General features: G+C 69.1%; 13 protein-coding genes, 2 tRNA genes and 1 riboswitch. Of the genes, 7 read left to right on the forward strand and 8 right to left on the reverse strand.

Annotation, left to right across the window (positions count from 1 at the left end; all coding sequences use genetic code 11):
* Nucleotides 1-3 precede the first annotated feature (3 nt).
* Nucleotides 4-80: transfer RNA gene (locus L2U69_RS12060), tRNA-Pro, on the reverse strand.
* A 120-nt stretch (nt 81-200) separates the two neighbouring features.
* Nucleotides 201-307, forward strand: a riboswitch (TPP riboswitch).
* Here L2U69_RS12060 and L2U69_RS12065 point away from each other — a divergent pair.
* From L2U69_RS12065 to L2U69_RS12075, 3 genes are all read left to right on the forward strand, one after another.
* Nucleotides 302-1,096 carry an ABC transporter ATP-binding protein gene (locus L2U69_RS12065; protein ID WP_236107208.1) on the forward strand — a complete coding sequence of 265 codons (795 nt, stop codon included), beginning with the start codon at nt 302-304 and terminating at the stop codon, nt 1,094-1,096. Its footprint overlaps the riboswitch before it by 6 nt.
* 1 nt (nt 1,097) lies before the next feature.
* A complete protein-coding gene (locus L2U69_RS12070; RefSeq protein WP_236107209.1) occupies nt 1,098-1,898 on the forward strand; it encodes an ABC transporter permease in 801 nt (266 codons plus the stop codon).
* On the forward strand, nt 1,895-2,833 hold the full coding sequence (locus tag L2U69_RS12075; protein WP_236107210.1) for an ABC transporter substrate-binding protein: 939 nt from the start codon (nt 1,895-1,897) through the stop codon (nt 2,831-2,833). Before L2U69_RS12070 ends, L2U69_RS12075 begins: the two co-directional genes overlap by 4 nt.
* 4 nt (nt 2,834-2,837) lie before the next feature.
* Here the strand turns inward: L2U69_RS12075 and gor are convergent, their stop codons facing one another.
* The 3 genes from gor to gabD are packed head-to-tail and all read right to left on the reverse strand — an operon-like array spanning nt 2,838 to nt 6,354.
* The gene (gene gor, locus L2U69_RS12080; protein WP_236107211.1) at nt 2,838-4,229 is read right to left on the reverse strand and encodes a glutathione-disulfide reductase; all 1,392 of its coding nucleotides are present in this window, start codon (nt 4,227-4,229) and stop codon (nt 2,838-2,840) included.
* On the reverse strand, nt 4,226-4,897 hold the full coding sequence (locus L2U69_RS12085) for a hypothetical protein (protein ID WP_236107213.1): 672 nt from the start codon (nt 4,895-4,897) through the stop codon (nt 4,226-4,228). The genes gor and L2U69_RS12085 overlap by 4 nt, the downstream gene beginning before the upstream one ends.
* Nucleotides 4,894-6,354 carry an NADP-dependent succinate-semialdehyde dehydrogenase gene (gene gabD / locus L2U69_RS12090; protein WP_236107215.1) on the reverse strand — a complete coding sequence of 487 codons (1,461 nt, stop codon included), beginning with the start codon at nt 6,352-6,354 and terminating at the stop codon, nt 4,894-4,896. Before gabD ends, L2U69_RS12085 begins: the two co-directional genes overlap by 4 nt.
* Before the next feature lie 130 nt (nt 6,355-6,484).
* Between gabD and L2U69_RS12095 the strand changes: the two genes are divergently transcribed.
* A complete protein-coding gene (locus L2U69_RS12095) occupies nt 6,485-7,009 on the forward strand; it encodes a hypothetical protein (protein ID WP_236107217.1) in 525 nt (174 codons plus the stop codon).
* Here L2U69_RS12095 and L2U69_RS12100 read toward each other — a convergent pair whose 3' ends face one another.
* Nucleotides 7,010-7,522: a GNAT family N-acetyltransferase gene (locus L2U69_RS12100; protein ID WP_236107219.1), complete on the reverse strand. Its 513-nt coding sequence runs from the start codon at nt 7,520-7,522 to the stop codon at nt 7,010-7,012.
* Nucleotides 7,523-7,634: 112 nt separating this feature from the next.
* On the opposite strand from L2U69_RS12100, the gene L2U69_RS12105 reads away from it, so the two are divergent.
* Complete coding sequence (locus L2U69_RS12105) at nt 7,635-8,048, forward strand: DUF3830 family protein (RefSeq protein ID WP_236107221.1); 414 nt, start codon at nt 7,635-7,637, stop codon at nt 8,046-8,048.
* Nucleotides 8,049-8,054: 6 nt separating this feature from the next.
* Here L2U69_RS12105 and L2U69_RS12110 read toward each other — a convergent pair whose 3' ends face one another.
* The 3 genes from L2U69_RS12110 to glmU all read right to left on the reverse strand — a co-directional run bounded on the left by L2U69_RS12110 (nt 8,055) and on the right by glmU (nt 13,155).
* Nucleotides 8,055-9,842 carry a diguanylate cyclase gene (locus L2U69_RS12110; RefSeq protein WP_236107223.1) on the reverse strand — a complete coding sequence of 596 codons (1,788 nt, stop codon included), beginning with the start codon at nt 9,840-9,842 and terminating at the stop codon, nt 8,055-8,057.
* A 114-nt stretch (nt 9,843-9,956) separates the two neighbouring features.
* A complete protein-coding gene (gene glmS / locus L2U69_RS12115; RefSeq protein ID WP_236107225.1) occupies nt 9,957-11,780 on the reverse strand; it encodes a glutamine--fructose-6-phosphate transaminase (isomerizing) in 1,824 nt (607 codons plus the stop codon).
* Between the two features lie 7 nt (nt 11,781-11,787).
* On the reverse strand, nt 11,788-13,155 hold the full coding sequence (glmU, locus tag L2U69_RS12120) for a bifunctional UDP-N-acetylglucosamine diphosphorylase/glucosamine-1-phosphate N-acetyltransferase GlmU (RefSeq protein ID WP_236107228.1): 1,368 nt from the start codon (nt 13,153-13,155) through the stop codon (nt 11,788-11,790).
* Between the two features lie 114 nt (nt 13,156-13,269).
* Here glmU and gph point away from each other — a divergent pair, with 114 nt between their 5' ends.
* Both gph and L2U69_RS12130 read left to right on the forward strand, forming a co-directional pair.
* On the forward strand, nt 13,270-13,995 hold the full coding sequence (gph, locus tag L2U69_RS12125) for a phosphoglycolate phosphatase (protein WP_236107230.1): 726 nt from the start codon (nt 13,270-13,272) through the stop codon (nt 13,993-13,995).
* 21 nt (nt 13,996-14,016) lie between these two features.
* Nucleotides 14,017-14,091: transfer RNA gene (locus tag L2U69_RS12130), tRNA-Val, on the forward strand.
* Nucleotides 14,092-14,103 lie beyond the last annotated feature (12 nt).

Raw genomic sequence — 14,103 nt, forward strand, 5'->3', positions numbered from 1 at the left:
TATTGGTCGGGGCGACAGGATTCGAACCTGCGACTTCTTGCTCCCAAAGCAAGCGCTCTACCAGGCTGAGCTACGCCCCGAGGCCACCCTCCATACACGACGGCCGGGGCAGGTTCAATGGAGGGGATGTGGGGAGGGGATGTGGGGAGCGGATGGGGATGGGGCTTGCGGTGTCCGGACTTCGCCGTCATCATGCGCGCTTCTTCACCAGGGGGAGCCGGAGCGCCGGCTGAGAGGTTCCACGCGGAACGACCCCTAGAACCTGATCCGGTTCATGCCGGCGTAGGGATGGGTGTTTCCTATGGTCGATTCCGACCGGCCGGCCGATGCCGGCGTCCGCGTCATCATTTCCGCGTCGCGCCCTGCGACCGCCCCCGGCATCGCCGTGCGCGGGGCGGGCCTGCGCTTCGAGGCCCAGGTCCATTTCGAGGGCCTGGATCTGGACCTGGCGGGCGGCGAGACCACCTGCCTTCTCGGGCCGAGCGGAGTCGGCAAGTCGAGCCTGCTGCGCCTCCTGGCGGGGCTGCCGACGGCGGGACTGGGCGGCACGGTGAGCGCCGGCGACGGCCGGCCGCTGGCCGGGCGGACCGCGCTGATGGCGCAGCACGACAATCTCCTGCCCTGGGCCAGCGTGCTCGACAATGTGATGCTGGGCGACCGCCTGCGCGGCGACGCGCCGGACGCGCCCCGCGCCCACGCCTTGTTGGCGCAACTGGGGCTTTCGACGGCGGCGGGTCTGCGGCCGACGGCGCTGTCGGGCGGCATGCGCCAGCGCGCCGCGCTCGCGCGCACGCTCTACGAGGATTGCCCGATCGTCCTGATGGACGAACCCTTCTCCGCCCTCGACGCCGTCACCCGCCACCGCCTGCAGGGCGAGACGGCCGGCGTGTTGGCGGGGCGCACCGTGCTGCTGGTGACCCATGATCCGCTGGAGGCGCTGCGCCTCGGCCATCATGTGCTGGTGCTGTCGGGCCGGCCCGCGCGCCTGCGCCAGGTGACGCCGCCGCCGGGCGACGTACCGCGCGCCGCGGGCGATCCCGCCCTGGCGTCGGCGCAGGATGCGCTGTTCGCCGCCCTTTCCAGCGAGGGGGCGTGACATGGCCAGCCTGAAACGCATCGCGGCCCCAATCGTCACCCTCGGCGTGATCCTGCTGCTGTGGCAGGGCGCCGTGATGGTGGCGGGACTGCCGCCGTTCCTCCTGCCCTCGCCCGCGCGCGTGGGTCGGACCCTGGTGGAACAGGCCCGGTTGCTGGCCAGCCACGGCGCGATCACGGGCGTCGAGATCCTTTTGGGCCTCGTCTTCGGCACGCTGATGGGGATCGGCGCCGCCGTCATGCTGTCGGCATCGCGCGGGATGCGGCGCTTCCTGCTGCCACTGGTGGTGGCCAGTCAGGCCGTGCCGGTGTTCGCGCTGGCGCCCCTTCTCGTGCTCTGGTTCGGTTACGGCATGGCGTCCAAGGTCGCCATGGCCTGCCTGATCATCTTCTTTCCCGTGACCGTGGCACTGGCCGACGGCATCGCCCGGCTCGATGCCGGGTTGCTGGACATGGCGCGGGTGATGACCGCCGGCTGCGCGCGGCCGGGACGGCGGCTGCGCCTGCTGATCCATCTGTTCGGGCCGGCGGCCCTGCCGGCGCTCGGCTCCGGGCTGCGCATCGCCGCCGCCGTCGCCCCGATCGGCGCCGTGGTCGGCGAATGGGTCGGGGCATCGGGCGGGCTCGGCTGGCTGATGCTCCATGCCAATGCCCGGGCGAAGATCGACCTGATGTTCGCCGCCCTGATCGTCCTCGCGCTCGTCGCGATCCTGCTCTACCGGCTCGTCGATTTCGCCATGGGCCGGCTCACCCCCTGGGCCGGCGGCGATGCCGCCGGCACCTTCGAGGAAACGAAACCATGAAACGCCTGAATATCGCGACGGCCGCCGCGCTGTCCCTCCTGCTGGCCCTGCCCGCGGCGGCCGCCGACAAGATGACCGTGCTGCTGGACTGGGCCGTGAACCCGGATCACGCCGCCCTCTTCGCCGCGCAGGCCAACGGCTATTTCGCCGACGAGGGGCTGGAGGTCGAGTTGATCGCACCGTCCGACCCCAACGATCCGCCGAAGCTGGTCGCCGCCGGCAAGGCCGACCTGGCGGTCACCTATCAGCCGCAACTGGTGCTGCTGGTCGACCAGGGCCTGCCGCTGCGACAGATCGGCACCCTGGTGGATACGCCGCTGAACTGCCTGGCCGTGCTGGCGGACGGGCCGGTGAAGTCGATCGCCGACCTGAAGGGCCGGAAGGTCGGCTATTCCGTCGCCGGCTTCGAGGATGCCCTTTTGAAGACCATGCTGGCGGACGGCGGCCTGACCCTCGACGACGTCGAATTGATCAATGTGAACTTCGCCCTGGCGACCGCGCTCGCGGCCGGTCAAGTCGATGCGGTGATCGGCGCCTATCGCAATTTCGAGATCCCGGAGATGCGGCTTCTGGGCAAGCCGGCGCGGATCTTCGCGGTCGAGGACCATGGCGTGCCGACCTATGACGAACTGATCCTGGCCGCCGCCGCCGACAAGGCCCGCGACCCGCGCGTGCGCCGCTTCATCACGGCGCTGGAACGGGGCACGACCTATGTCCTCAATCACCCGGACGAAGCCTTCGCCCGCTTCGTCGCCGATCACCCGGAGCTGGACGACGAACTGAACCGCGAAGCCTGGACCCTGACCCTGCCGCGCCTCGCCGCGAGCCCCGGCGCCTTCGATCCCCTGCGCATGGAACGCGCGGCGGCCTTCCTCTTGAAGGCCGGCCTGATTAGCGAGGCGAAGCCCGTGTCCGACTACGCTTCCATGCCCTGAGGGCCTATTCCGCCGCCGCCTCGGCCCGCGCCGTGCGGGCCTTGGCCCGCATCAGCACCAATTCCTCCGCCGTCGTCGGGTGAACCGCCACGGTCCGGTCGAACTGGGCCTTGGTCGCCCCCATCTTCACCGCGATGCCCAGCGCCTGGATGATCTCGGCGCTGTCGTCGCCGATCAGATGGGCGCCCACCACCCGGTCCGAGCGCGGCTCCACGATCAGTTTCATGTAACTGCGCGTGGCGCGCCCCGTCAGCGTGTGCTTCATGGGCCGGAAACCGGCCTCGTAGATGTCGACCTCGCCGAAGCGTTCCACCGCCTCGGCTTCCGTCAGGCCGACGGTGCCGATGGGCGGCTGGCTGAACACCGCCGTCGGCACGTCGTCGTGATCGGCGACCCCCGGCTTGGCCCCGAAGACCGTGTCGGCGAAGGCGTGTCCCTCCTTGATCGCGATCGGCGTCAGGGCCATGCGATCGGTGACGTCGCCGACGGCATAGATGTTCGGCACATTGGTACGGGAATAGAGATCGACCAGGATCTCCCCCTTCCGGCCGGTCTCGACCCCCGCCGCCTCGAGCCCGAGGCCCTGGGTATTGGGTGCCCTGCCGGTCGCGAACATCACGGCATCGACATCCAGCGTCGCGCCGTCGGAGAGATGGAGGCGCAGGCCGTCGTCGGTCTTGTCGATCGCGGTCGGGCTGGCGTCGAAATGAAGGCGGATGCCCTTGGCCGCATATTCCTCGGCAAGGCGCACGGCGACATCATCATCGAAACCGCGCAGCAGTCGAGAGCGGCGATGGACGATCGTGGTCTCGGCACCGAGACCGTTGAAGATGCCGGCGAATTCGACCGCGATGTAACCCGCGCCGATCACGGCGACCCGCTTCGGCAGATCGGCCAGATGAAACGCCTCGTTCGAGGTGATGGCGTGTTCGGCGCCCGGAATGTCCAGCTTGTCGGGGGTGCCGCCGGTCGCCACCAGGATCGTCTCGGCGGTCACGGTCCGGCCGCCGACGTCGAGCGTATGGGCGTCGACGAAACGCGCGCGGCTTTCCATCAGTGTGACGCCGGCGCCTTCGAGGCCCTTCAGATAGAGGCCGTTCAGGCGGTCGATCTCGCGGTCCTTGGCGGCGATCAGGGCCTTCCAGTCGAAGCGTGCCTCCCCCGGCACGGTCCAGCCGAAGGCCACCGCGTCCTCGATCTCCTCGCCGTAGTGGGAGGCATAGACCATCAGTTTCTTCGGCACGCAGCCCCTAATGACGCAGGTCCCGCCGACGCGATATTCCTCGGCGATGGCGACCTTGGCGCCGTAACCGGCCGAGATCCGCGCCGCCCGGACACCGCCCGAACCGGCGCCGATGACGAAGAGATCGTAGTCGTAGGGATGGGATCCGCTCATGACAGTACCGCCTGGAGTTCGCGGGCGAGTTCGTCGGCCGGAAAGACCTCGACCCCCTCGTCCGAATGGGAGAGGCGCAGCACCAGCCGCTCGCCCTTGCGGGCTATGCCCGCCGGCTCGCCGCCGCTGGCCGCGATCAATATGCCCTTGATGTGGACACTCAGGCGATCGATGCCAAGGGGGGCGGCGGTCTGGCGGCGCAGCGCCTCGGCCAATGCGCTCAGGTTGGCGTCGATCGCGCGCTCCGTCGCCTCGTCCTCGGCGAAGCCGTCGAAATCGAGGTCGATCGAGAAGGGCGCCGCCAGTTCCGCCTGCACCGCCGCCGCGATCGCCGCGCCGCGCCGCGCGAGGCCGAGACGGCCCGGCGCCGAGCCGGCGTCCGCCGCGGCCGACAGGCGGCGCATCGCCTCGAGCGCCACGCTGACGCGACTGATGTCCTGGAGACGGACATGATGGGCTTCGGCACCGTCGAGCAGCACCAGCCAGTCGGTACCGTTCCGCCCCTCCACCATGCCGATCACCCGGCCCTGGACCTCCGCCGCCTCGGCGAGGCCGAGGGTGACCACGGGCAGATGGTCGGTCGCGGCTTCCGCCCTTGCCCTGGTCCCGGCGGCGACCAGCCAGTCGATCAGCCTGTCGCCCGCGAGGACCGGGAAATCCCCCGTCATTTGTCGAGACCGGCGAGGCAGATGTATTTGATCTCGACGAAATCGTCGATGCCGTGGGACGAACCCTCGCGCCCGATACCCGATTCCTTGACGCCGCCGAAGGGCGCCACCTCGGTCGAGATCAGGCCGGAATTGATGCCGACGATGCCGTATTCGAGCGCCTCCGCGACGCGGAAGATGCGGCCGACGTCGCGGGCGTAGAAATAGGAGGCGAGGCCGAATTCGGTATCATTCGCCATCTGGATCGCCTGATCCTCGTGGGCGAAGCGGAACAGGGGCGCCAGCGGGCCGAAGGTCTCCTCCCGCGCCACCGCCATCTGCGGCGTGACGCCGGTGAGCACCGTCGGCTCGAAGAAGGAACCGCCCAGGGCATGGCGCTTGCCGCCGGTGGCGATCTTGGCGCCCTTGGCCAGTGCGTCGGCGATATGTTCCTCGACCTTGGCGACCGCCTTCATGTCGATCAGCGGGCCCTGGGTCACGCCGGCGTCGGCGCCGTTGCCGACCTTGAGGGCATTGACGGCGCGCGCCAGTTTCTCGGCGAAGGCGTCATAGACGCCGTCCTGCACGAGAAGCCGGTTGGCGCAGACGCAGGTCTGCCCGGTGTTGCGGTATTTGGAGGCGATGGCGCCCTCGACCGCCGCATCGAGATCGGCATCGTCGAAGACGATGAAGGGGGCGTTGCCGCCGAGTTCCAGGCTGACCTTCTTCACCGTGCCGGCGCATTGTTCCATCAGCACCTTGCCGACCTCGGTCGAGCCGGTGAAGGTCACCTTGCGCACCACCGGGTTCGACGTCATCTCCCCGCCGATGGCGGCGGCCGAACCGGTGATCACGTTCAACAGGCCCGCCGGCAGGCCGGCGCGCACCGAAAGCTCGGCCAGCGCCAGGGCCGAATAGGGTGTCTGGCTGGCGGGCTTCACCACGACGGCGCAGCCGGCGGCCAGCGCCGGGCCAATCTTCCGGGTGATCATGGCCGAGGGGAAGTTCCACGGCGTGATGGCCGCGACCACGCCCACCGGCTCGCGCGTCACGATGATGCGCTTGTCCGGGGCGTGCGACGGGATCGTCTCGCCGTAGATCCGCTTCGCCTCTTCCCCGAACCATTCGAGGAAGGAGGCGGCATAGGCGACCTCGCCCTTCGCTTCGGTCAGGGGCTTGCCCTGTTCGGCGGTCATCAGGATGGCGAGATCGTCCTGATTGGCCATCATCAGGTCGGCGAAGCGGCGCAGCACGAGGGCGCGCTCCTTGGCCGTCTTGCGGCGCCAGGCGGGCATGGCGATTTCGGCGGCGGCGATGGCGCGAGCCGTCTCTGCCTTGCCGGCCCTGGGCACGGTGCCGAGGACTGCCAGGGTGGCCGGGTTGGTCACCTCGATCGTACCGCCGTCGTCCGCCGCGACCCATTCCCCGCCGATGAAGTTCCGGTCCCGGAACAGAGTGGCATCCTTCAGCTCGACCATGGAATCCTCCGGTTCAGTCCCGGCATCTTAAGGTGCCGCGCACGGGCGGGAAAAGCCCCGCCCCTTTCAATGTGCCCCCGCAAGGCGCATATCAGACCGGTAACCTTTAGGGAGGTCGGGAGGATCCATCATGGCGCGCCAACGCACCACGACACGCCGGGCCCGCGCCCTGCGCGCGGCATTCGCCACCCTTGTGCTGGCGGCGGCCTTCCTGCTGGACGCGACGGCGGCGGCCCGTGCCGACGTGGACGTGATCCGCGATCCGGCGCGCCTGCGCGACATGCTGGCGGGGCGTACACTCTATGGCCGATACCTGAACGGCGACGCCGTCGCCGAATATTACGCACCCGACGGCAAGGCCGCCTACCGCCAGCGCCAATGTCTCTATGCCGGCCGCTGGTGGATCGAACGGCTGACGGCAGATTTCGGTATCTTCGAGGCGGGCACGCCGACCGTCTGTTTCCAGTATCGCGCCCTCAACCCCGACGGGCCGCCCTTCTGCTTCGCCGTCAGCGGGACCGCCGGGGCGGAGCGATTCTACGGCACGAGCGGTGCCCCCGAATATTCCGGCATCCCGACCCTGCTCACCGACCATTGGGCGGAAGGCAATGCCGAGCCCCTGTCCCTCGAAGGTGACGGCTGCCCCTCGGTCTGATCAGAGCCGCTTCGACATCCTGAAATTGGTGAAGCGCCGGCCCCGCAGTTCGACGCTCTGCTCGGCGTCGACGCGGAAACCCGCCGCCTCGAACAGCGGCCGCGCGGTCAGGCTGACGTGGCTTTCGAGCCGCCCGTCGCCGGCCAGGCGCGCGGCATCCTCGACCGCCCGGAGAAGGCGCCGGCCGATACCGAGGCGAAGAAAGTCCGGATCGACGAAGAGCATGTCGACGAGGCCGCCCGGCGCCAGGGTGGCAAAGCCCGCCGGCCGCCCCGCCCGTTCGGCGACGATGATCCGACAGCGCCCGATGCGCGCCGCGAAGGCCGCCACGTCCAGATCGGCCGGGGCCCAGGCCTCGCGCTGGCCGGCGTCGTAATGGCCGGCCGCGGCACCATGGACCGAGGCCCGGAACAGCGCGGCCAGGGCCGGCGCATCGCCAGACCCGCCATCGCGCAGGCGAATGGAGTCGTCCAGAACACTCACGGGCGGATCGCTCACGGGCGGAACGCTCACCGGGCCATCCCTCGAAAATTCCGAAATGTGTTTCCGCAAGAGTGCGCTGGGGTTTTGCCGATTCCGGCATAGTCTTGGGCCATCCGTTCCTTCTTCCTTCCGGAGATCGTCCATGACGAAACTGCGTGTGATCGCGGGCCCCTTCACCTTCGACGCCCGGCTCGAAGAGGAGCTGGCACCGAAGACCTGCGCCGCCTTTCGCCGCCACATGCCCTTCGTCAGCAAGGCCGTCCACGTGCGCTGGAGCGGCGAAGGCGTCTGGATGCCGCTGGGCGATCTCGATTTCGGCGTCGGCTACGAGAATCATACGTCCTATCCCGCGCCGGGCCAGATCATCCTCTATCCCGGCGGCATCAGCGAGACCGAGATCCTGCTCGCCTATGGCGGCGTCCATTTCGCCAGCAAGATGGGCCAATTGGCCGGCAATCACTTCGTCACCCTGACCGGCGGCCTGGAGAATCTGGTCGCACTCGGCAAGATGACGCTGTGGGAAGGCGCCCAGGACATCCGCTTCGAGCTGGCCTGACCGGTCTCAGCCCGTGGCGGCGGTCCGGTCCCCGCCCCGGCCGACGCGATTCTTGCCGGCGCGCTTGGCGGCGTACATGGCCCTGTCGGCGTGCCGGGTCAGGGCTTCGACCGTAAGACCGTCCTGGGGCGCCAGGCCATAGCCGATGGTCACCCCGAGACCTTCGGGATCGAGTCCCGGGGCAGCCAGGGCATCGATGCAGGCGGCGTGCAGGCGTTCGGCGATCCGGTTCGCCACCTCCTCGCTCTCGACGCCCTCGACCACCATCACGAATTCGTCGCCGCCCAGACGACAGGCCAGATCCTGCGACCGCGCGATCACGGTGAGGGCTTCGGCGATCCGTTTCAGCACCATGTCGCCGGTCTCGTGGCCATGGCGGTCGTTGACCGCCTTGAAGCCGTCGAGATCGAGAAGATAGAGCGCGAAGCCGCCGCCGCCGCGCACCTTCGCTTCCAGCCGGGGGATGCGCGCGCCGAAACCGCGCCGGTTGAGAAGCCCGGTCAGGCCGTCGGTCTCGGCCAGGGCCCGCAGCCTGACGTGTTCGTCGCGGGCATAGAGTGCTTCGCGCCGCACCGCGGATTCGCGGATCACCATGACCACGATCCAGGTGACGAGATCGAGGAGACCGCCCGCCTGAAGAGCATGGTCGACGACTTCGGTCCAGGGCAGCCAGCCCCGATGCATGGCGAAGCCGACGGCGAGGGCGGCGGCATGGGGCAGCCAGCCGGCGAACACCCAATAGGCGACGGGATCGCCACGCCACGCCCGCCGCAGGGCGACCGGCAGGGCGAGCAGGAAGGGCGACGGCCCGACCACGGCAACCACCATCGCCATGGCGTTCGGCGATACCACGCCGATGGCGAAGGCCGCGCAGAGCGCCATCAGAAGGACGCCGGCGCCCCGCATGGCCAGCGACATCCGGGGCGAGGCCCGCGCCGCCTCCAGCGTCCGGTCGACGAAGAACAGTCCGCTCGCCGTCATCAGCACCAGGAAGAAGAGGACGGAATCGCCCCGCGGATTGCTGAGACTCGGCCAAAGGTGCTGGGCGGCGAAGCCGAAGTAGATGAAGGGGATCATCGCGTTCGACAGGGCGAAGAGCCCGAACCAGCCGTAGAGCGGTTCCCGCGACAGCAGCCCCGCGCCGAAGCCGTAGAGGGCGAGACAGATGCAGATGGCGAAGAGCGCGCCCTGGACCGCCTGGGTCGACATTTCCTCGGCCACCAGCAGCGGCAGCGGTTCGAGGGTGAGCGGCGCGAAGAGCGCCAGCGAGAGATATTTGCGCAGGCGGATGTAGATCTCGTACTGGCCGACCGGGCCGATCTCGAGCCCGACCGCCGGAAAGCGGAAGGGCGTCCGCTGGCTGTGATAGGCGATGCCCTGGCTGCGGAAATCGCGGGATATCAGCCGCCCGTCACGCAGCAGGAAGACATCCACCTCGTCGATCGGGGTGCTGCGCAGCGCCAGCCACCAATAGGTATCCGTCGGCGTGTTCAGGCGAAGCTCGACGCGCAGCCATACCGCTTCGTCGCGGGGGCCCAGGTTGCGCGCGGCGGTATCGGGCACGCGGAACTCGTCGCGCCGGGCGGTGACGTCGGCAATGCCGAGGCCGTGGCTCGGATCGGTCAGCATGGTGACCCCAGGCCAAAGCGGGATGGCGCCGCCCCTGGCGTCGACGACGATCGCTCGGGGTTGCGGAGATGCCGCGCTGCCCTGCGGAACGGAAACGAACAGGGCGCCGGCGAGGACCATGAGGACGACCGCCCACGGCCGCCACGGATCGCAGATGGCTCTCACGCGCCCCCTTTCTTCAGCCCTCGTTCCGGACAGATTGCCCGATGACGCGGCCGGTCAGGAAGGAAACTGCCGCCGCAGGTCGGGGCTTCGCCCCCGCTTCGGGAGGAAACCAGCCTATTCGACCGTCACGGATTTCGCCAGATTGCGCGGCTGATCGACGTCCGTGCCCTTGGCGACGGCGGTGTGATAGGCGAGCAATTGCACCGGAATGGCATAGAGCAGCGGCGTGACGAAGGCATGGACCACCGGCAGTTCGATGATCTCGGCGGCGTGACGGCCCTCGGTGGCGATGCCCTTGGTGTCGGACAGCAGGACGACGCGCCCGCCCCGCGCCAGCACCTCCTGCATGTTCGAGACCGTCTTCTCGAACAGGGGGCCATGGGGCGCCAGCACGATCACCGGCACCTGTTCGTCGATCAGGGCGATGGGGCCATGCTTCAATTCGCCGGCGGCATAGCCTTCGGCATGGATATAGGAGATTTCCTTCAGCTTCAGGGCGCCTTCCAGCGCCACCGGGAAGGTGACGCCCCGGCCGAGATAGAGGACGTCGCGCGCTTCCGACAGCCAGCCCGCGATCTCGCGGATCTTCTCGTCGTGGTTCAGCACTTCGAGGGCGCGCGCCGGCACTTCGGAGAGCGCGGCGCAGAGGCGCGCCTCCTCCTCCCCGTCCAGGGTGCCGCGCGCCCGAGCGACGGCGAGGACGAGACACATGATCACCGCCAACTGGCAGGTGAAGGCCTTGGTCGAGGCGACGCCGATCTCGGGCCCGGCCAGGATCGGCAGCACCAGATCCGCCTCCCGCGCCATGGAGCTTTCGGGGACATTGACCAGGGCGACGATGAACTGACCCTGCGACCTTGCATAGCGCAGCGCCGCCAGCGTATCCGCCGTCTCCCCCGACTGGGAGACGAAGAGCGCGGCGCCGCCCGTCGGCAGGGGCGCTTCGCGATAGCGGAATTCGGAGGCGATATCGACCTCCGCCGGCAGGCGCGCCATCTGCTCGAACCAATATTTGGCGACCAGGGCGGCGTAATAGGAGGTGCCGCAGGCGACGATGGTCAGGCGCGACACCGCCCGCCAGTCGGGTCCGCCCTCGGGCAGGCGCGGCAGGCGCGTGGCGGGATCGAGATAGGTCGCGATGGCGTCGCCGATCACCTGGGGCTGCTCGAAGATTTCCTTCTGCATGTAGTGTCGGAAATTGCCCTTCTCGATCTGGGAGGGCGACAGCGCCACGGTGCGGATGGAACGTTCGGCGGGCCGGTCCTCGTGGTCGAAGACCTGGGCGCCCGCTTTCGAGAGCACGACCCAGTCGCCTTCCTCGAGATAGAGCACGCGGCGCGTCCAGCTCGACAGCGCCAGGGCGTCGGAGCCGAGGAACATTTCCCCCTCGCCGAAGCCGACCGCGAGCGGGCTGCCCCGCCGCGCCCCGATCAGCAACCCGTCCCTGCCGGCGAAGAGCATGGCGAGGGCGAAGGCCCCGCGCAGCTTGCGCAGCGCCGCCGCCACGGCGTCCTGGGGCGAGAGACCGTTGTCGATCCCGTCGGAGACGAGATGGGCGACCACCTCGCTGTCGGTCTCGCTTTCGAAGACATGGCCGCGCGCGACCAGTTCGTCCTTCAATTCGCGGAAATTCTCGATGATGCCGTTGTGGACGACGGCGACATGCTCGGTCGCATGGGGGTGGGCATTGACCGTATTGGGCGCGCCATGGGTCGCCCAGCGGGTATGGCCGATCCCGGTGACGCCGCCCAGCGGCTCGGCCGCGATCAGATCGGCGAGGGCCTGGAGCTTGCCCTCGGCGCGGCGCCGCTCGATCCGGCCGTCCACCAGGCCGGCGAGACCGGCGCTGTCATAGCCCCGGTATTCGAGCCGGCGCAGGCCGTCCACCAGGCGTTCCGCCACCACTTCCCGACCGACGATACCGACGATGCCGCACATGGATGGCTCACTCCTTCGTCTTGGACTTCAAGGCGTCGCGCATGGCGGCGCGAAAGCGCGCGGCCCAGCCCGGCTTCTGCACCGGGCGCGCCCGTTCGAGATAGAGCGCGTCCGCCGCGACCGGCTCCACCACCACGGAACCGGCGCCGACGATCGCGCCGTCACCCACGCTGACCGGCGCCACCAGGGCGGTGTTGGAGCCGATGAAGGCGCCTTCGCCGATCTCGGTCCGCGCCTTGTTGAAACCGTCGTAATTGCAGGTGATGGTGCCCGCGCCGATATTGGCCCCGGCGCCCACGGTAGCGTCGCCCAGATAGGTCAGGTGATTAGCCTTGGCGCCTTCGCCCAGCACCGCATTCTTCAATTCGACGAAATTGCCGACATGGGCCCCCTTGCCGACGACGGCGCCGGGGCGCAGCCGGGCGAAGGGCCCGACGATGGCGCCGGCCTCGACCGTCGCACCCTCGATATGGCTGAAGGCATGGATGCGAACGCCGTCCGCCACCTTGACTTTCGGCCCGAACACGACATGGGGGGCCACGGTGACGTCGCGCCCCAATTCGGTATCGAGGGCGAGGCGGACCGAGACCGGATCCTCGAAACTGACCCCCGCCGCCATATGACGGCGGCGCAGGCGATCCTGCATCACGCCCTCCGCCTCGGCCAGCTCGACCCGGCTGTTGACGCCCAGCACCTCGTCGGCCGCGCCTTCGACCACGGCGACGGCAAGCCCGCGCAGGCGGGCGATGGCCACCACGTCGGTCAGATAGAATTCGCCCTTGGCGTTGGTGTCGTCGATGGCGCCGACCAGATCCGCCAGATGTTCGGCCCGGATCGCCATGACACCGGCGTTGCACAGGGGGATCGCCAATTGCTCGGCATTCGCCTCCGCCGCCTCGACGATGGCGGCGAGACCGCCTTCGCCGTCGGTGACCAGGCGACCATAGGCACCGGGCTGGTCGGGCCGGAAGCCGAGCACGGCGACGGCGACATTCGGCGCATCCAGGGCGGCACGCAGGCGGCCCAGGGTTTCCGCCTCGATCAGGGGCGTATCGCCGAACAGGATCAGTACACCGCCCTCCTGGCCGCGCAGCAGCGGCAGGGCGGCGGCGACCGCGTGCCCGGTGCCGCGCGGCGGATCCTGGATCGCGATCTCGATCCCCGGCAGGCTGTCGCCCACGTCGACCAGGGCCGGCGACAATACGGCGACCAGGTGATCGGCGCCGGACGCGCGGGCGGCGGCGGCGACGTGATGGATCAAGGGCACGCCCGCCACCGGATGCAGGACCTTCGGCAGGTCGGAGCGCATGCGCGTGCCCTTGCCGGCGGCAAGGATCACGGCGGCGGTCTTCGACGAAATGGCAGGGGCGGTCATGAGATCACTCGACACGGACGGATTCGCGGGCGACAAGGTGCCACAGGCCGCCGGCCTTAAGACAGTCACCTTTTATTGCAAAGTCTTGCGCTGCCCGCGCACACTGCCGCCATCATGTCGAGCTGCGAAATCCTGCCCTTCACCGCCAGTCTGCCCGATACGGTCGTCTTCGACCTGGACGGCACATTGATCGACAGCGCCCCGGACCTGACCGGCGCCCTGAACGCCACCCTCGCCACCCTCGGCCTCGCCGCGATCCCGGAGGACGAGGTGCGCCACATGGTCGGCCATGGCGCCCGCAAGCTGATCGAGCGCGGGCTCGAAGCCCATGCCGTGCCGAAATCCGCGACCGAGGTCGATGCCCTGGTCGAATGGTTCATCCGCTATTACGCCGGCCATGTCGCCGACCGTTCGGTCGCCTTTCCGGGCGTCGCCGCCACCCTGAACTGGCTCAGGGCGCGCGGCGTCCGCCTCGGCGTCTGCACCAACAAGCCCGAAGCCTTGGCGAAGCAGGTGCTGATCGCCCTCGAACTGGACGGGTTCTTCCCGGCCCGGGCGATCCTCGGCGGCGACAGTCTCCCCGTGAAGAAGCCGGACGGCCGCCACCTGATCGCCACGGTCGAGGCGCTGGAGGGCGATCTGACCCGCACCCTGATGGTCGGCGACAGCTCGACCGACCTGCGCGCCGCGCGCGATGCCGGCGTTCCGGTGGTGCTGGTCTCCTTCGGCTATACCCCGGTGCCGGCCCACGAACTGGACCCGGACGCGGTGATCGACCATTTCGCCGATCTGACCAAGGTCATGCCACAGGTGCTTGACAGGCACCGCGCGCGCTACTAAACATCCGGGCCTCGACGGAATGGGCGCGTAGCTCAGCGGGAGAGCATCGCCTTCACACGGCGGGGGTCACAGGTTCAATCCCTGTCGCGCCCACCATTCCATCCCCAC

It is taken from the genome of Zavarzinia marina (assembly GCF_021568905.1).
Lineage (GTDB): Bacteria > Pseudomonadota > Alphaproteobacteria > Zavarziniales > Zavarziniaceae > Zavarzinia > Zavarzinia marina.